Annotated in this window: 16 protein-coding genes; 11 read left to right on the top strand and 5 right to left on the bottom strand. The window is 65.9% G+C overall.

The window, feature by feature from the left end; genetic code table 11:
- Complete coding sequence (gene nbaC, locus KF724_11860; GenBank protein MBX3356380.1) at positions 1-621, bottom strand: 3-hydroxyanthranilate 3,4-dioxygenase; 621 nt, start codon at positions 619-621, stop codon at positions 1-3.
- A 99-nt stretch (positions 622-720) separates the two neighbouring features.
- On the opposite strand from nbaC, the gene KF724_11855 reads away from it, so the two are divergent.
- From KF724_11855 to KF724_11815, 9 genes are all read left to right on the top strand, one after another.
- Positions 721-1284, top strand: coding sequence for a hypothetical protein (locus tag KF724_11855; protein MBX3356379.1), 564 nt, complete (start codon positions 721-723; stop codon positions 1282-1284).
- Complete coding sequence (locus tag KF724_11850) at positions 1281-1787, top strand: hypothetical protein (GenBank protein MBX3356378.1); 507 nt, start codon at positions 1281-1283, stop codon at positions 1785-1787. The genes KF724_11855 and KF724_11850 overlap by 4 nt, the downstream gene beginning before the upstream one ends.
- Before the next feature lie 67 nt (positions 1788-1854).
- A complete protein-coding gene (locus tag KF724_11845) occupies positions 1855-3723 on the top strand; it encodes a glutamate mutase L (GenBank protein ID MBX3356377.1) in 1869 nt (622 codons plus the stop codon).
- Positions 3724-3959: 236 nt separating this feature from the next.
- Complete coding sequence (locus tag KF724_11840) at positions 3960-5105, top strand: hypothetical protein (GenBank protein ID MBX3356376.1); 1146 nt, start codon at positions 3960-3962, stop codon at positions 5103-5105.
- A 19-nt stretch (positions 5106-5124) separates the two neighbouring features.
- Entirely contained in the window at positions 5125-6504 is a 1380-nt protein-coding gene (locus tag KF724_11835) for a hypothetical protein (protein ID MBX3356375.1), read from the top strand.
- A gap of 13 nt (positions 6505-6517) precedes the next feature.
- Positions 6518-7213, top strand: a complete 696-nt coding sequence (locus tag KF724_11830; protein ID MBX3356374.1) for a hypothetical protein — start codon at positions 6518-6520, stop codon at positions 7211-7213.
- Positions 7214-7216: 3 nt separating this feature from the next.
- On the top strand, positions 7217-8101 hold the full coding sequence (locus KF724_11825; protein ID MBX3356373.1) for a hypothetical protein: 885 nt from the start codon (positions 7217-7219) through the stop codon (positions 8099-8101).
- Positions 8098-9243, top strand: coding sequence for a hypothetical protein (locus KF724_11820; GenBank protein ID MBX3356372.1), 1146 nt, complete (start codon positions 8098-8100; stop codon positions 9241-9243). Before KF724_11825 ends, KF724_11820 begins: the two co-directional genes overlap by 4 nt.
- A 35-nt stretch (positions 9244-9278) precedes the next feature.
- The gene (locus tag KF724_11815) at positions 9279-10403 is read left to right on the top strand and encodes a cupin domain-containing protein (protein ID MBX3356371.1); all 1125 of its coding nucleotides are present in this window, start codon (positions 9279-9281) and stop codon (positions 10401-10403) included.
- 19 nt (positions 10404-10422) lie between these two features.
- Here KF724_11815 and KF724_11810 read toward each other — a convergent pair whose 3' ends face one another.
- Positions 10423-10986 (bottom strand): hypothetical protein, encoded by a 564-nt coding sequence (locus KF724_11810; protein ID MBX3356370.1) that lies wholly within the window; start codon positions 10984-10986, stop codon positions 10423-10425.
- Positions 10987-10999: 13 nt separating this feature from the next.
- Positions 11000-11341, bottom strand: coding sequence for a hypothetical protein (locus KF724_11805; GenBank protein MBX3356369.1), 342 nt, complete (start codon positions 11339-11341; stop codon positions 11000-11002).
- A gap of 213 nt (positions 11342-11554) precedes the next feature.
- Here KF724_11805 and KF724_11800 point away from each other — a divergent pair, with 213 nt between their 5' ends.
- Positions 11555-12196, top strand: coding sequence for a hypothetical protein (locus tag KF724_11800; GenBank protein ID MBX3356368.1), 642 nt, complete (start codon positions 11555-11557; stop codon positions 12194-12196).
- A 496-nt stretch (positions 12197-12692) separates the two neighbouring features.
- Here KF724_11800 and pdxA read toward each other — a convergent pair whose 3' ends face one another.
- Positions 12693-14228 carry a 4-hydroxythreonine-4-phosphate dehydrogenase PdxA gene (gene pdxA / locus KF724_11795; protein MBX3356367.1) on the bottom strand — a complete coding sequence of 512 codons (1536 nt, stop codon included), beginning with the start codon at positions 14226-14228 and terminating at the stop codon, positions 12693-12695.
- A 224-nt stretch (positions 14229-14452) separates the two neighbouring features.
- Between pdxA and KF724_11790 the strand changes: the two genes are divergently transcribed.
- Entirely contained in the window at positions 14453-16420 is a 1968-nt protein-coding gene (locus KF724_11790; protein MBX3356366.1) for a transketolase, read from the top strand.
- 57 nt (positions 16421-16477) lie between these two features.
- Here KF724_11790 and KF724_11785 read toward each other — a convergent pair whose 3' ends face one another.
- On the bottom strand, positions 16478-18346 hold the full coding sequence (locus KF724_11785) for a glycosyltransferase family 39 protein (protein ID MBX3356365.1): 1869 nt from the start codon (positions 18344-18346) through the stop codon (positions 16478-16480).
- Between the last annotated feature and the right edge of the window lie 78 nt (positions 18347-18424).

Raw genomic sequence — 18424 nt, 5'->3', positions numbered from 1 at the left:
TCAGCCGGCAGGCGTTGCAGGCTTCGTGATTCTCGTCCCGCACTTCGTGCAGGTGCTGAGCTTTGGGTCCGCCCAGAACTCCTCCATCGCCTGCGCGAAGTGCTCCACGATGTCACGACAGGCAAATGCCTTGTCGTAGACGAGCTCGTGACACTTTGGGCAGAAGAACATGAGGTGCTCCTTCTCATGCGGCGGCCGGCGTCGCTCAACGACGAGCCCGAGTGTGTTGGGCCCGCGCTGCGGCGAGTGCGGCACGCCCGGTGGGATGAAGAAGACTTCACCCTCGCGCACCGGTACATCACGGACCCCGTGCGCATCGCGGATGGTGACCTTGATGTCGCCCTTCAACTGGATGAAGAACTCCTCGCTGTCGGTCATGTGAAAGTCATTGCGCGCATTGGGCCCCGCGATGATCATCACGAAGAAGTCCTTGCCCGAGTAGAGATACTTGTTGCCGACGGGCGGCTTCATGAGATGACGGTTCTCACCGATCCACTTCATGAGGTCGACCGCGCTCGCCACCGAGCCATCCACGGCCAAGCCGGTCGGATTGCCGAGGTCATCGAGGGCGGCGCCGGCCATGGCGCCGCTGCTGCAGGTGCCTGGAGTCACTGTGCTCATCGAAAACTCCTGAGATGGTGCGTGCATGCGATCGGGAAGCGTGGCGTCACGCGCTGATGCCGACATCGAGAACCCGCCTCGTGAGGATACGCTCCTTGCATGGATGCGCGAGGCGTGCGCTGGGCGATTCATCCCGTGATCGAGCGGCCGTTCCGGGCACTCGCAGCGCTGGCGGCAGTGGCGGCGCTGTCGACCGCCGTCGCCCTCTTCGCGGGGGAGATGACTTGGGGCTTGATCGCCGCACTCGCGCTCGGCATCGCACTCAATCGCGCCTTCCTTGTCAGCCGCTATGCGGTAGAGCCGCACGGGCTGGTCATCGACCATCCCCTTCGTCGACGCACGCTCGAGTGGGAGAGCCTTCGTCGAATCGCCTTTGACGACTCGGGAGTGCTCTTCTCCGGCGGTGCCACACGGCTCTCCATCGATCTTCCCGTCGATGCGGACCGGCGCAGGATCGTGATCGATGCGATTCGTGCCGCCGCCGCGCCGCACTGCGAAGTGATCGATCGGCGCGCGATATCGCCTCCCGCGTCGGTTGAGCCCGTGGATGGCGCTGCCGCCGAGCGCACCGCCACCACCAGTCCGCCAGCAGATTCGACGGCTCGCCTCCGTGCTTCTGATGGTCCGCCGAACACCGCGAGGAGCGGCGTCGAGTCTCGATGAAGCGGTGGCGCGCCATCCTCGCTCACGCCTTCGCCGTGGAGAAACCCGGTCCGGCGAAACCCACACCCGCCGAGGCGGAAGTGGTCGATCGCGTGCTGCGCGAGGTCGTGCGCCGAAAGATGACCATGCCCGCCTCGATCTTCCTCGAGTCGGTGCGACCGATGACCTATCTCGGCAGCCAGGCGATGCACTTCTTCAGCCCATTCATGAGTGTGCTGATCGAGCCGGTCGCGTACAAGCTGTTCAGCAGCTTCATGGAGAAGCGAGGCGCCGCGGAGTACCTCATCAACCGGATGGAAGCGCTGCAATCGCCGGGCGACTCCGATGGCACCGCGTCGTCGGACGCCAGCCGCGCGCCGACCACACCTTCTTCGCCGCATGATTCGAGCGCAGCGCCGAGCACGACCCCCGCCTCTGCCCCCACCGCCGCGCCCACCACTGCTCCTACAGCCGCGCCTGACACCGCGCCGCTGCGGTGCCCGAACGGCCGAATCGCCCCTTGACGCCCCCCGTCTGGCACGCGCGCCACATCGAGCATGGCCCCCGCTCTTTCCGCTACCTTTCGCAGCCGTGTCATCGCCTTCCCACGCTGCCGGCCATGCCTCGGCGCGACCCACGCCGCCCCCCGACCGCATTCGTGTCGTGGTCGCGACCGATTGCGGCTCGACCACGACCAAGGCCATTCTGATTCAGCAGCAGCCGGACGGCTCCTACCGTCAAACCCATCGCGGCGAAGCGCCGACCACCGTCGAAGAGCCGTTCGCCGATGTCACGATCGGCGTCTCGAACTCGGTGACGGAACTCCAGGAGCTCTCCGGTCGACGGCTCGTCGATGACGATGGCTGCATCATTCGCCGGACCTCGCCGGACGACCCCAACGGCTGCGACATCTACATCTCCACTTCGAGCGCCGGCGGCGGACTGCAGATGATGGTGGCCGGCGTGGTCAAGCAGATGACCGCCGAGAGCGCGAAGCGCGCCGCGCTCGGCGCGGGTGCGATCGTGATGGACACGATTGCCGCGAACGACCAGCGGAAGCCGCACGAGCAGATCCAGCGCATTCGCGAGCTTCGCCCCGACATGGTGCTCATTTCCGGCGGAACCGATGGCGGTGATTCAAAGAAGGTGGTGGAACTCGCCGAGCTGATCGCCCCGGCGAAACCGCGCCCTCGCTTCGGCAGCGAGTACCGGCTGCCCATCATCTTTGCCGGCAACAAGGAGGCGGCGCCCGCGGTTCGTCGCGTCTTCGACGGCCCCGGCTTCGATCTTGCGGTGGTCGACAACCTCCGTCCCGTGCTCGAGCGCGAGAATCTCGGTCCCGCGCGAGAGAAGATTCACGATGTCTTCCTCGAGCATGTCATGGCCCACGCGCCGGGCTATGACAAGCTCATCGCCTGGACCGATGCACCGATCATGCCGACTCCCGGCGCCGTCGGCGACATTCTCCAGGAGATCGCGCGACAGCGCGGCATCAACGCGGTCGGCGTCGACATCGGCGGCGCCACCACCGATGTCTTCAGCGTCTTCGACCATGCCGGCAGCCCCGTCTTCAATCGAACGGTGAGTGCGAACCTCGGCATGAGCTACTCCATCTCCAATGTCTGCGCCGAGGCGGGCATGGCCAATGTGCTCCGCTGGGTGCACCTGGACATGGATGAGCGCGAGTTGCGCAATCGCGTGAAGAACAAGATGATCCGCCCCACGACGATTCCGCAGACCCGTGAGGCGCTCGTCTTCGAACAGGCCGTCGCGCGTGAGGCGCTGCGGCTCGCCTATGTGCAGCACAAGGACTTCGCCACCACGCTCAAGGGCGTGCAGCAGCAGCGCACCGTGGGCGATGCCTTCAGCCAGCAGGAGGCGGGCCGAACGATTGTCGACAACATGAAGCTCGACCTGCTGGTCGCGTCAGGCGGCGTGCTCTCCCACGCTCCGAGGATGGAGCAGACCGCCGCGATGCTCGTCGACAGCTTCGAGCCCGAGGGCTTCACGGAGTTGGCCAAGGACTCGATCTTCATGATGCCGCACCTCGGCGTGCTCGCGAGCGTCCATTCAAAGGCGGCGATGGAAGTCTTCGAGCGCGACTGCCTGATTCTTCTGGGCACTTCGATTGCTGCGAAGGGCACCGGCAAGCTGGGCAAGGCGTGCTTCTCCTATTCGATCAGCGGCGGCGGGCTCTCCGAGCGCGGCACCATGGCCTACGGCGAAGTGAAGCTCCTGCGCCTGGCCGCGGGTCAGACCGCGCGCGCCGAGATCACACCCGAGCGCGGCTTCGATGTCGGCGCGGGTCCAGGGAAGCCCATCTCGCGCGAAGTGCGCGGCGGCACGGTGGGGCTCGTGCTTGATGCGCGGGGCCGACCGCTCTCCCTTCCTGAAGATCCGCAGCAGCGACGGGCCACTATTGCCCGCTGGGTGAAGGCGCTCGAGCTCTACCCCGACTGATTCACGCTGACCCCTCGATCACCCTGAACCACCGTCATCTCCCCGATCAGCCTGATCAGCCTGATCATCCTGATCATCCAGAACCGACCTGCACCAACCTGTTCACCCTGACCAGCCTGATCCAATCTGATCCAGCCTGATCCAATCTGATCCAGCCTGATCCAGCCTGATCCAGCCTGATCCAGCCTGATCCAGCCTGATCATCCCGACTCACCTCAAGTCACTCCAAGTCATCTATGGCCAAGGCCTACACACCAGGATTGAAGGTCTCCGCGCGAACCCGGCATCGCGCCCGACGACTGCTGCCGGTGCCCGGCGAGGTGCGCGTGAAGCAGGGCGATCGCGTGAGCGCGGACACCGTCGTCGCCGAGACCTTCACCGAAGGCGATCTGACGCCGATGAAACTCGCCTCGCTCCTCGGCTGCACGCCGAAGGAACTCCCTTCGCTCATGCTCAAGCCGGTCGGGGCCGCGGTCACGAAGGACGAACCGATCGCGCGCTCGAAGGGCATCTTCGGCTTCGGCAAGGTGGAGGTGAAGGCGGCCGCGACCGGCGTGCTCGAGAGCGTCAGCGATTCGAGCGGCATGGCCATCATCCGGGGCGAGAAGCTGCCCATTCGCGTGCTCGCCTACATGCCGGGCCAAGTTGTCGAAGTGCTTCCCGCCGAGGGTGTGGTCATCGAGAACGATGCCTCTCTGGTGCAGGGCATTTTCGGCGTCGGAGGCGAGACCTTTGGCACCATCGCCCTCGCATGCAAGTCGCGCGACGAGGAGCTGCACGAGGACCTGATCACCCCGGCCATGAAGGGGGCCGTGATCGTTGGTGGAGCCCGCATGACCGCGACGGCGGTGCGGCGCGCCCGCGATGTCGGCGCGGCGGCGGTTGTGAGCGGCGGTATGGATGACCAGGACCTTCGCGACTTTCTTGGGTATGACCTCGGCGTCGCCATCACGGGAAGCGAGAAGACGGGACTGACGGTCGTCATCACCGAGGGCTTCGGCGAGATCTCAATGGCGCGTCGCACCTTCGCCCTTCTGGCGGCTCATGCCGGTCGACCGGCCAGCGTCAACGGCGCCACGCAGATCCGCGCGGGCGTCATGCGACCGGAGCTCGTGGTGCCGCTTGATGGATTGGACCCGTCAAAGCTCTCCGGGCTTGAGGCAGCCAAGGACTCAGGGCATGAGTCAGGCGTGCTTGAAGTCGGTACGCTTGTCCGCGTGATCCGAGATCCGCACTTCGGCGTGATCGGCACCGTCGCGGCGCTCCCTGAGCAGCCCGCGGTCCTCGGTTCCGGGTCAAAGGCTCGCGTGCTCGAGGTGGCGGTGGAGAACGCAGGTCGCATCACCGTTCCCCGCGCCAATGTGGAGCTCATCGAGGGATGACAGGGAGCGGCCAGAACGCATGACACGCTGGCGTCCACCGTGGCTGGGCACGGCATGCATGGCCATGGGCATGCTGATGGTGACCGCGTCGCTCGCGAGCGCTGCGGCACAGGTGCCGCCAACAACGCCGCAGCCGCGCGATGTGACCGCGAAGGTGCCCCTCCTGGGCCGGGGCGGCGAGGTCGAACTGAAGTGGGTGGACTCGGCCACTGCTCGGCATCAGGTGCAGGCCTTCATCATCAGCCGCTCACTCTCGCGCAGCGAGGCGAAGGCGGCGCGACTCGAGCAGCGTCGACTTGTGTACGAGCACGCGTATGCGCGGCTGGCCAGCGAGGGCGTCGCGCCGGAGGAGGCGAGAACGCAGGCGGCAATCGAAGCCCATCGGAAGGTTCCGACCCCGGCCGACGGCGAGCCTCCTCCCGAAGCCGCACTGGTGGTGAGCGTGGTGCCTGCCACCGAGCCTGGCGCCGAACATCGTTTCATGGTGGACGGACTTGAATCGGACCAGAACTATCGATTCATGGTCGTGGCGACGGCACCCGATCGCATCGTGGGGGAGCTGCCCTCGGCCACCGCGCCCATGCGCCCACGGCCGGGGCTCTTCTTCGGCCAGCGAGCGTACCTCCTGGCATGGATCGTCCTCGTCGGCGGGTCCGTCATCGCGTTCATCCTCATGGCTCGTGCAGGTCGCCCGATGCGCATCAGGCGCATTGCGGCGCTTGAGGCGGTCGACGAAGCCGTCGGCCGTGCCACGGAGATGGGCCGATCGGTGCTCTTCATTCCCGGCATTCAGGACATGGACAATGTCCAGACCATCGCCGGCATCACAGTGCTCTCGCGCGTGGCAAAGACCGTGGCCGAGTATGACGCCGCCATCGAGGTGCCGACGGCTCGATCGCTCACCATGCAGGCGTCGCGCGAAGCCGTGCAGGCGAGCTACATGCAGGCGGGTCGCTCCGAGAGCTACAACCCTGATGTCATCAACTACATCACCGACGAGCAGTTCGGCTTTGTCGCCTATGTCGGCGGTCGGATGGTGCGCGAGAAGCCTGCCGCCTGTTTCTACATGGGCTGCTTCTTCGCCGAGAGCCTGATTCTTGCCGAAACGGGCAACTCGATCGGCGCGATTCAGATTGCCGGAACGGCGGAGAGTTCACAGTTGCCCTTCTTCGTCGCGGCCTGCGACTACACGCTGATCGGCGAGGAGTTCTTCGCGGCGAGCGCCTACCTCTCCGGCGAGCCCGACCAGATCGGCAGCATCAAGGGCCAGGATGTGGGCAAGGCCGTCGCCATCCTCGTCATTCTGATCGGCGCGGGCAGCCTCGCACTTGCCGCAGTGCTCCCTGCGGGCCCATGGAGCGCCGTGTCCAGCTTCATCCGCACGATCCTGACCAGTTGAACTGAACCGACTCGTGAGACGCCTTCTTCCACTCTGGATTGCCGCCATCGCCGGATTCACGGTGATCGCGTCGAACTTCATCCCCAGGGTGCTCGGGTTCGGCGATCTCGTGACGGAGATGTTCAATGTGCTGGCGGCGGTCGCCTTCGTGCTTGGGGCCGCGAGCATCGCCAAGGTTCATCTCACGAAGGTCTCGGCGAAGCGACCCGGCTGGGGCTACTCGGTGGTGACGCTGCTCTGTTTCGCCGCCACGCTGGCGGTGGGGTTTCTGAAGGTCGGTGTCGCGCCCGCGCCGCTCACCCCTGACCTGCCCTTCTCGGGCAGCTACAGCGAGCCGGGTGGCGCGATCTGGTGGATCTACGAGTACCTCATCGCGCCGATCACCGCGGCGCTCTTCTCACTGCTCGCCTTCTTCGTGGCGAGCGCCGCGTTCCGAGCCTTCCGCGCGAAGAACCTTGAAGCAGGCCTCCTGCTGGGCACCGCCTTCATCATCCTGCTGGGTCGAACCGCCGCCTCGGCGTATCTGACTGGCTGGTTCCCGCCGGCCATCGAGGGCCTCAAGCTTGAGAACCTCTCGCTCTACATCATGCAGGTCTTCAACACGGCGGGCAATCGCGCCATCATGATCGGCATCGCGCTGGGCGTCGCCGCAACCAGCCTTCGCATCCTGCTCGGGATCGATCGCTCCTATCTGGGGGCTGGAGAGTAAGCGATGCTGCGATTCCTCCAGACTCTTGATCGACGGTGGATTTTCCTGGCCATGGGCCTCGCCGTGGCGCTGCCGATCCTCTTCGAGGCGCGCTTCCCCGAGAAGCCCACGGCCGTTGCGGAACGCGCGTTCAACACCATCAACAATCTCCCCGATGGTTCGCGAGTCCTGCTCTCCTTCGACTTCGATCCCGCGAGCGAGCCGGAGCTCGGGCCGATGGCGACCTCGCTCGTCCGGCACTGCGCGCTGCGCGGCTACTCGATGTACTTCATCACCCTGTGGCCCTTTGGACCGCAGATGATCGCCGACAAGATTCGCGAGGTGCTGAAGGAGGACTTCCCCCATCTCGTGGAAGGGGTGGATTGGGTCAACCTCGGCTTCCAGGCGGGCAATGAAGCCGTCATGCAGCAGGCGAAGTCGGACTTCCTACGGACCTTCCCGCGTGATGTCCGCGGCATCAGCGTCACTCAGATTCCGATGATGTCGGGCATCCGCACGACGCGCGACTTCGCGTGCCTGATCGCCGTCAGCGCGGGCTATCCCGGCGGCAAGGAGTGGGTGCAGTATGTCGTGACTCCCGAGCGCGGGAGCGCCACGCCGCTGAAGGCCGTGGTCGGCTGCACCGGCGTGCAGACGCCGCAACTCTTCCCCTACTACCCCGGCCAGCTTGATGGCCTGATTGGCGCCATCAAGGGCGCCGCGGAGTACGAGACGCTCGTGAACGACAAGGTCGAGAAGCTGAACCCCGGCGCTCCGATTCCACCGAAGTACCAGGAAGCGGTGCGCCGGATGGGCCCGCAGCTTGTCGCCCATGTGCTGATGGTGTCGCTCATCATCCTGGGGAATGTCATCTACTTCACCAGCCGTCGGCGCGGAGGTGGCGCGTGAGTCGTCAGACGATCATCTGGGCGCTCATCGGACTGCTCTTCGTGGGGTTCATCTCCTTCCGAGCACTTGCCGGCCGGATGGGTCGGATCTATGTCGAGCCGAAGGTGCAGGCGTTTGAAGAAGTTCCCGCCGATCCGATTCCATGGGCCGATCAGGGCGACCGCCCACCGCGCGCGACCTGGAATCCCGTCACGCCGCCGGCAGGCGCAATCGACCGGCGCGGAGTCTGGCAGGAGACGGATCAGAGTGGCGCGAAGATCATCGGCTGGACCTCGTGGCGCGAGATCAAGGCCACCGAGGTGTTCGAGGCGCGCGCGGAAGCCCTACGAACCGGTGGGCGGGAGCCTGAAAGTCGACTGAGTTGGCCGCGCACCATCGGCCTCTGGCTGGCGGCGCTCTTCACACTCGCGGCGTTCTCATTCCTCTATCGCGACAACCCGTTCTACAAGTTCACCGAGAGCGTGGTCGTCGGCGCCAGCGCCGCGTACTACATGGTGGTCGGCTTCTGGGATGTGCTCGTTCCGAAGCTCTTCGGCGCCCTCGTGCCGTGGGTTGTGCGCGAAGTGGTGCAGCCGACCCTGCGGGATCCAAGCCTTGCGGATCGCCTGGCGATGGCGGCCGCGCTGGTGCTGGGCGTCATGCTGCTCATGCAGCTCGTGCCGAAGGTGCGCTGGATGGGTGTCTGGCCGCTCGCCTTCATCATCGGCACCTTCGCGGGTTTGAAGCTCTTCACCTTCATCGACAGCGATCTGCTCGGGCAGCTTCGGGCGGCCACCGCGCAGTCACCGCTGGTCGTGGTGAAGGAACTCGTTCCCGGTCAGCCGCTGGGCACCGGAGAGATGATCTGGCAAAGTTTCCTCGCGTCGCTCCAGAACTCCCTGCTGCTCATCGGCACGGTCTGCACGCTCTTCTACTTCTTCTTCTCGATGGAGCAGAAGGGCGCCGCCGGGCGCGTGGCGCGCGTGGGCGTGTGGTTCCTGATGATCACCTTCGGCGCCGTGTTCGGATTCACCGTGATGGGCCGTGTCACGCTGCTGGCCAAGCGATTTGAGTTCCTCTTCGACGACTGGCTCTGGCTGATCGACCCGCGCGGCGTGCATCAGCTCGTCAGCACCATCTTGGGCGTGGTGGCCGGCGCCTGATCGCCCTTCCGCGCGAGCGAGAAAGGACACACTCGATGTCACCCCCGACCCCCTGGGCACCGGCGTTCTCCGGCGACTCGAGCTTTCAGAACAACACGCCGGATCCCCTGCTTTCAGGGAGCGAGCTGCCGAGCTTCAAGTTCCGCCTCGACGCCTCAGCCGGCAAGGTGATGCGATCGAGCTACGGCAAGGAAGCCACGGTCACGCAGTTGCCTATCTCCAAGGGGCTCGCCGGCGTCTCGATGAGGATCGAGCCGGGCGGCATCCGCGAGCTGCACTGGCACGCAACGGCCGCCGAGTGGGCGTTCGTTCTCTCGGGCCGCGTGCGCACGACGGTGGTCGATCCCGACGGCAACGCCGAGACGAACGACTTCGATCCAGGTGATGTCTGGTACTTCCCGCGCGGTCATCCGCACATGCTCCAGTGCCTCGGGACGGAACCGTGTCGATTCATCCTCATCTTCGATAACGGCTACTTCTCAGAGTTTGGAACATTCAGCATCACCGATTGGCTCGGTCATGTTTCACCTGAGCTTCTGGCGAAGAACCTCGGTGTCGCCGCCTCGACCTTCAAGGAGTTTCCGAAGGAGGAGGCGTACTTTGCCTTTGGCGAGGTGCCGCCCGAACCTGCGAAGCCCGCGCTGCAGGGCGCCTCGCGACCACCGCTCACTCATCGGTATCGCCTGCTTGCACAGCCGCCGCACCGGGTCTTTCATGGAGGACGCGAGTGGCGCGTGGACAGCACGAACTTCCCCATCTCGCGCACGATGACCGGCGTGGTGCTCGACCTTGAGCCCGGCGCCCTGCGCGAACTGCATTGGCACCCCACTTCCGATGAGTGGCACTATGTCGTCGAGGGCTCCGTGAGCGTGACGCTCTTCGGTTCACATGGGCGCTATCGCGTGGAGCGGCTCGAGGCGGGCGATGTCGGGTACATCCCGCAGGGTTACGGCCATTCGATCGAGAATGTCGGGTCGACCCCGGCGCGACTTCTCATCGGCTTCAACACCGGCATCTACGCGACCGTGGATCTCTCCCAGTGGATCGCGGCGAATCCCGCCGATGTGCTGGCGACGAACTTCGGCAAGCCTGCGTCACTCTTTGCGAAGATGCCCGTGAAGGATGTCTTCATTGCGCCGCCCGAGGGGCCGAAGGCGTAGGCGGCTCGGCTGCGCCGCCTCACCGTGCCGCGGGTCGGCGGATGCCGAGTTCCCGCAGCTCCCGTTCAACCAGGCGCGCCCAGCGCTGCTGCTCCACGGCCCGAGTGCCGTGCTCCGTCTCGGCGTCGTAGAGCCGATTTCGCTCGTTGAGTTCCGCGCGCTCCTCCGCCACGAGGCGCTCGATCTCCTCGATCCACCTGGCTCGGGCGAGGTCGCGCGCTTCGCGCTCCGTGGCCGCTTCAGCCGTGAAGGCCTTGGCACCCAGTTCGCGCGAAATCCGCGCCGCGGCCCGGCGGGCCTGGATGTGCACGAGATCGAAGTGAATCTGCTCGTGCGCGAGGAGAGCGTCACTCTTCAGATCTGCCTTGACCCATGACTTCGACGGATCGAAGAGCGCTTCCGTTCGGACCGATGCAAGTTGCACGGTGCAGGTCCACCAACCACCGCGAGTGCGCTGCTCAGAGGTGGCTCGATCGGAGTAGTGGATCTGGAGCGTGCACGCCGTCATGGCTGCGTGGTGGCAGCCGCTCTCGTGCGAGCCTTCGGCACTCGAGCTGTCGGCGTCTTCGTTGCTCGATGGCACGGGCCCCTGAAAGTCACTCCACTTGAGCGGTCGCTCCGCGCTCCAGGAGATGAGCGATGCAGGCCGCGGCGGCGCAGTTGGACGAGTCGCTGGCGGAGTATCGGGAGTTGTGACGCCGGGCGGCGCTGCCGCGACCTGGGAGACCCATGAAGCCGGTGATGGCGAAGTCGACGATTGTGAAGAAGACGCCCATGATGGCGAGGATGGCGATGTCGCGGTTGATGATGAAGTCGAGGTTGATGGCGATGGAGTCGACCATGGCGATGCCGCCGATTCGGGCGATGAAGCCGCTGATGCCACTGGCCTTGAGAGCTCCATTGATGTCGGTGTCGACGAAGTCGACGATGTCGCCCATGGCACCGATGCCCAGGACGCGGTGACACTCACGAGTGCGCAGAGGAGCCTTGACGAGCCCATCGAAGATTGATCGTAGTCCGACGAAGCGGCTCAGGAAAAAGTGGATGGGATTGACGAGGCGTGTGTGACAGCCTCTAGATTGCCCGCCTCGAATCGGAGTTGATTCGAGCGAGGGGCCGCTGGGGCCCAATCACTTGAGAAAGGACGAACGATGAAACGGGGCTTTGTTTCGGGGTGCGCGGTGATCGCCGCGCTGACGGGCGGCGGGGTGGCCGGAAGCGCCGCAGCGGATCTTCTTGCAGGATGGAACTTCAATGGCCTTGACGCGCCGGTGGGCGCATCGATTAGCGCGCAGCATGGTTCGGGGTCGCTCGATCTTTCGGACTTCACGACGGGACTTGCGTGGCAGCCTGGCTCGAGCCTGAATGCGTGGGGCAGTGACCCTGCGGGCGAGGGGCTCGGTTTCACGGGCACAAGCCTGAATGGCAAGTCCGCGGTGTTCACCACTTCTTCTGCGGGCTACGAGGGGTTGAGTCTTTCGATGGCCGTGCGCGCGACTGCGACCGGACACATGCTCAGCGTCATCGAGGCGTGGAATGGTGCAGACTGGCAGTCGGTTGGAAGCTTCTCCCTCGTTGGGAGTGTCTGGACCACCGCCAGCTTCGACCTCTCCGGTCTTGGGTTCCTCAACGACGGCGTGGCCTCTCTGCGGCTTCGGCTGGATGGCGCCACGAGCGCGCAGGGCAACTTCCGCGTTGACAATGTCCGCATCGAGGCAACCGCGATTCCCGCACCTGCGGCGCTGGCGCTCTTGGGCTGTGCCGGTCTTTGTGGACGACGACGAAGGGAGTGAGGTCCTTCGGGGCACAACGAGCCATCACGCGTCATCAGGGGGCACGCGCTGGTGGGGTTTGGAACTCGATCCGATGCGCGAGCGCTCGCCTGCGAGCCCGCACCACACACGCGCATCAGCCGCATGGCGCGGCGGGATCGATGCCGCGGCGGCGCACGCGGGGAGCGCCGTCGCGGCTCTTTCGGGACGACCGGCGGACGACGAACAGTGGACAGTGGTGGTGGACGGTGGCCTTCGGACGGTGGAGCGTCAGGTCCTCGGGAGCCGCGGTCCCGAGAGATGAGAATCCGATGAGCCGGAGAACGACCTTCTCTCCTCGGGATCCGCTCCCGTCGATCATGACGGCGGGAGCGGATTCTTGCGACGGCGCCGGGTCGCTGAGTTGAGCCGTCGCGTGTCGCCGATGGGCTTGCGCTCTCTCGTCGGCCACAACCGCCGCAGCCGCATCAGCAGACGGCAGTCCCGCGGTACGGCGCGGAGCGGCCCCGACCTCGCGTCACTCGGCCCCGGATGTCGCAAGGCGGATCGCGAGTTCGATGGCCGAGCGCATGCTTCCCGGATCCGCCGTGTTCCGACCGGCGATGTCGAACGCCGTTCCATGGTCCGGGCTGGTTCGGACGAATGGGAGTCCCACCGTGCAGTTGACCGCTTCATCCCGCGCCACCAGCTTGAGCGGAATGAGACCCTGATCGTGATACATCGCCACGACAAGATCCCACTCCCCGCGCAGCGCGGCGATGAAGATGGTGTCTCCCGGGAACGGCCCGTGGACATTGATTCCCTGCCGCCGCGCCAGTTCGATTGCAGGCCGAATCACGCGCTCTTCGTCATTGCCGAACAGTCCATGTTCACCGGCGTGTGGATTGACGCCGCACACGGCGATTCGAGGCTGCTTGACGCCGAGCCTCCGCAGGAAGTCATGGCCCATCTCAATGGGATCGAAGACACGCCCGATCGTCAGATGATCGCCCACTTCAGCGAGACCGATGTGGCCGGTCGCCAGGGCCACGCAGAGCTTCCGGCTCCAGAAGAGCATCAGGTGACGCCTCGCACGACTGCGCGCCGCGAGCAACTCCGTGTGACCCGGCCACCGGAATCCGCACATCGCCCAGCTCTCCTTGCTGATCGGACCGGTCACGATGGCATCAATCCGCCGCCGTTCACCTTGGGGGCGCAGCGCGTCGGTGATCGCATCCTGAACAAAGGCCTTGGACAGCACGCCACCGAAAGCGGAAGGTGCATGTCGTTGCAGCAGGCCTGAGAGCCCAACTCCGCTGCCTGACGAAGCGCCGCCGGTGTCATCGAAGCCGGGACCATTGAAACCACCCACTGAACTGCCGTCACTTGTGCGGGGGGCGCCGCCGAGCACATCGCCGAGCGCGCCACCGGGCACGGCTCGCGAACTCCCACGCCCCGCTCCAGGCGCTCCCGTTTCGCCTCTCGCGCCGGGCGCTCTTGGCGCTCCGCTCGCTCCCGGCGCTCCGCTCGCTCCCGGCGCTCCGCTCGCGCCGGGCGCTCCTGATGCTCCGTCCCCTCCCGGCGCCTGAGGCGCTCCCGGCGCGCCAAGCGTGGTGTGCGATGCACCGCCCGACCCCACTCCACCTGCGCCGCCCCGACCACTTCCGCCGCGCAAGCCTGCGTCGCTCCGATCACCAGCGCTGCGAGAAGTGTCGCCGTCGCCCGACTGCCCGTGAACCTTCGACCTTGCGGCCACTCCATCGGGTCCTCGGGTCAGTGTCGGCGCGTCGTAGTCATAGACCACCGGCTCCACGAGAACCCCCTGCGCCGCCCGCTCACTGGCCGCCGCGACTCTCATCCAGAACGGGTGAATCCCCGCTCGCTCGGCCGCTTCGAGGAGCACCTCGTTCTGCCCGTATATCACGAACCTCGCGCGCTGCTGCAATCGAAGGTCGGCCAAGGCCTTCACGAGCACTTCCGCACCGATCCCGGCGGGGTCCCCCATCGTGATGCCCACCACCGGACGCCGGTCGGGGTCCACACCCTCTCCACGACGATCACCGTCGAGCGGCATCTGCGGTCCATCCGAGCTTGATCGCGGGCGGGAATTCATCGTGATCCAACGAGCAGGATAGGTTCGACACGATCGGCTCATGTCAGCCGCGGGCCAGGCGCGCCCCGCCACAAGCCCAGATTTCCGCGAATTGCCCCCATCGACTCATTCCGCCATACTGCCCAGTCTTCCCGCTGAGCAGCGCGCTCGCCGGATGCTCGCCCATGACCCCACCGAGGTGATCCGTGTCCTTTGATGCCGCTGTCCATGCCAAGGCCATCCAGCTCGACAAGATGGCCCTCGAAATGTGTGCTGCCGCCGGCAGTGGTCACCCCACGACGGCCCTCAGCCTCGGCCACATCACCACCGTCCTCATGTACCACGCGATGCGCTGGACACCGGATGCGCCCGAGCATCCGCTCTCCGATCGACTCGTGCTCTCCGAGGGACACGCTTGTCCGATCATCTACGCCGCCTGCGCCGACCTCGGCGTACTGATCGGCAAGGATCCCGCCTCGCGGCGCCCCATGACGCGCGACGACGCGATGAACCTGCGCAAGGCCGAGAGCCCTGTCGATGGCCATCCGAATCCGGCCGAGGGCTTTCCCTTCTTCGACGCCGCAACCGGATCGCTCGGCATGGGACTCTCGATCGCCGCTGGCCTTGCGCTCGCCGCACGGCACGACGAGATCGACCGTCGCATCTACTGCATCATCGGCGACGGCGAGTCTCGCGAGGGTCAGGTCTGGGAGGCGGCCGACTTCATTGTTGACCACCGACTCACGCAGGTGCTGCCCATCTTCAACTGCAATGCCTACGGCCAGAGCGACAAGGTCTCGCCGCAGCAATCACCGGCCACGCTCGCGAAGAAGCTCGAGGCGTTCGGCTTCCATGTGCGACAGGTCGACGGCCATGACCCCGCGGCCCTCCGCGCCGGGTGCGAAGAATTCACCAAGCGGCCGAAGACCTCGGCGCCGATGGCGATCGTCGCCGTCACGGTGAAGGGTTGGGGCGCTCCGAGCATGCAAGGTGGCGGGTGGCACGGCAAGCCCGCGACCGGAGCCAAGTTGACCAAGGCGCTCGAAGAACTCGACGCGACCGGCGTGCGCCTCACCTCGGCGCTCGCGTCGGATGACACGCTGCGCATCTTCCCGCCGACCGGGACATGGACGGAGCCCGCGGAACCTCGCGATCCACCAAGCTTCTCGCAGGCCATGAAGAACTACGACATGGCCTCGACACTCGCGACCGGTCGATTCGCCACGCGAAAGGCCGCCGGACTGGCGCTGCGGGCGCTCGGCCACACCCATCCGCGCGTGATGGTGCTCGACGCCGATGTCCGTAACAGCACCTTCACCGAGTGGTTCGCGCTCGACAAGGAGCTCTCCGATCGCTTCGTCGAATGTCGGATCGCCGAGCAGAACATGATCAGCGCCGCGTGCGGGCTCAGCGCCGCCGGCAAGATTCCATTCTGCGCCACCTTCAGCAAATTCGTGACTCGCGCGTACGACCAGGTGGAGATGGCGCTCAACTCCGGCGCCAATCTGAAGATCCTCGGCAGTCACTCGGGCATCTCGCTCGCCGCCGACGGGCCGAGCCAGATGTCTCTTCCCGATGTCTCCTGGTTCCGCGCCTTCACTCGCGTGCGGGACCATCGCGGCAATCCGGGCTTCTACCTGCTTCAACCTGCCGACGCGTTCGCTGCCTACGGCCTCACGCTCGCCATGGCCGACCATGAGGGGTGCTGCTACATGCGCACCGCGAGACCCGATGTCGAGTTCATCTACGACGACAAGACCGTCTTCAACCTAGGCAAGTTCGAGGTGCTCACCAAGGGACGCGATCTCCTCATTGTCACCGCCGGCTTCATGGTGCATGAGTGCAACAAGGCGATCGACCTGCTCGACAAGCAGGGCATCGATGCGACGCTCGTCGACCTCTACAGCATTCCCTTTGATCAGGAGGCGATGCTCGATCTGGCCAACGACAACGGCGGCAACATTCTCACGGTCGAGGACAACTACGCCGGTGGTCTCGGCAGCGCTCTGGCCGATGCTCTGACCGAGTCCGGTGACGGCTTCACGCTGGCGCAGATGTTCGTCGACCGGATTCCGAAGAGCGCCCGCGATGAAGATGGAGTCCTTCGCATGTGCGGGCTCGATCACACGGCAATCGCGGCACGCGCAGCCGCCATCTGCGGGGTCGGCGTCTGAGTTTCGCGAATTGGGGTCATCCACCCACGGGTCGCGCGGGCGTCGACGCGCCGCCACTCACTCCGACGGCTCGGGTGAAATCGTTGCCGCATCACGCCACTCGTCCTCGCCCGGCGGGTGAATCATGCGAAGGAGCATGGTCGGTCGCCCGGGCCAGCGGTTCCAGACCGATGCGCTGCGCTCATTCGCGTCGCCGTCGCCTTCGGGCACGAGCGGCACGAGTGACTTGGCGAGCAGCGGGTACTCGCGCTCGATCCACAGCCAGGTCTTCTTCAAGATCAGGATCGCATGGTCCGGCTCGAGGCGCGGCCAGAGTCCGCGAAGATCGCTCACGCTCCAGATCATCTGCGGCACCGACTCCGAGTAGTAGTCGATGGTGGGGTTCCTGAACCCATAGACGATCATCTGCGGCCGCGTGCTTCCGGTCGCCACCCGGACTCGCTCCATCATCGCCCGTGCGCCCATGTCGCGCTGCACGAGCGCTCGCGTCTCCAGTCGCTGCATGAGAAGAATCACCGTGACCATCGCCAGCCACTGGAGCGCGAGCGCCGCACCGCGACGCCCCCTCTCCACGGGCCACCACCACACGGCGAGCCATGCCGCAGCGGGCACGACCAGGAACGGCACCGCCTCAAGCACCCATGAGGAACCTCCCATGATCGCGGCCGCGACCGTTCCGCCAACCCAGCCGAAGCTCAGCGCGAGTGCGTAGGTCAATCGGATGTCGGGCTCGCGATCGATTCGGAGCGGAGCGTCTCCGAGGCCGCCGTCGGCCGCTCGCCGCCCCAGCGCCACCCGCAGCAGCATGCCCGCCACCAGGACCGCCGTCGGTGCACCAATCGGAACGATGTAGGCCGGCATCTTCCCCGACGCAACCGAGAAGAAGAGCAGCGGTCCCATGACGGCCACCAGCATGAGCGCGCGAAGATCGCCTGCCGTGAACGCTCGCATCGCGTCGCGAAGGCGCAGGTTGAACCACGGCAAGGTCAGCGCGCAGGTCGCCGGCAGCATGCCCATGAGGAAGATCGGGAGATAGAACCAGAAGCGCTCCCGTGGTTCAGCCTCGCGGAGAATCTCCTGCGGCCCTGCGTCCGCCAAGAGCGGCTGCGGCGGCAATCCCACGGCGAAGCGATCGAGGAACTGCACGCGCCATACCTCCCACGCCTCGGGAAAGCGCTGGGCGATGACCGCGACCCACGCGCCGATGGGTGCGAGCGCCAGTGGCGCCGCCCACAGCGCGTGCTTCAGGAACCAGCGGAGATCGCTCCAACGCCGTCCGAGCAGGAGCCAGGTTCCCACGATCACCATCGGCGCGGGCGCGATCGGTCCCTTGGCGAGTGCGGCCACCGCGACGCACGCCCACGCCCCACCGAGCCAGCCGAGGGCGCTCACTGCACCGCGACGACGACCGTCGATCGCGAGCGCCGCGCAGACCAGCCCCCCGAGCCAGAGCGCATTCAGCACACCATCGATCGTGGCGACTCTTGCGAAGAAGAGCGGCAGCGGCATGACGCCATAGAGGGCGACGGCCAACATCGCCATCTCCACGCCGCGAAGTCGACGCACGAAGAGAAAGAGCACCAGGCACGCGAGTGATCCGGCCACGAGTGAGGGCACGCGAAGGGCCAGCTCGCTTCGCCCGATCACCTCGATGACGCCTCCCTGGAGCCAGTAGATGAGGGGCGGCTTCGTCAGGTGCGGCGCACCGCGAAAGTGAGGCACCAGCCACTCATCGCTCTCAGCCATGCCGGCGCTGACGACGCCATATCGACCCTCATCCGGCGAGTGCAGCGGATGGTCCCACGCGCCCAACCACGGCACGAGCATCGACATCGCGAGGACGACGAACGGCAGCCACGATTGCGGACCGCGGCGACCTTGGAGCGCAGAGCGGGGCGCGACGTCACCCGTTGACAGCGGCGACACTCGACCCGATTCCATTCGCGGAGGGTAACGCAGCGAGGGACCCGAGTCGTCCCAGTCGTGACCCGCGTGAGCGGCCGC

This window comes from Phycisphaeraceae bacterium (genome assembly GCA_019636735.1).
In the GTDB taxonomy this organism is placed as follows: Bacteria; Planctomycetota; Phycisphaerae; order Phycisphaerales; family SM1A02; genus VGXK01.
The sequence above is the reverse complement of the archived record's forward strand: the minus strand, read 5'-3'. Positions and strand labels throughout refer to the sequence as shown.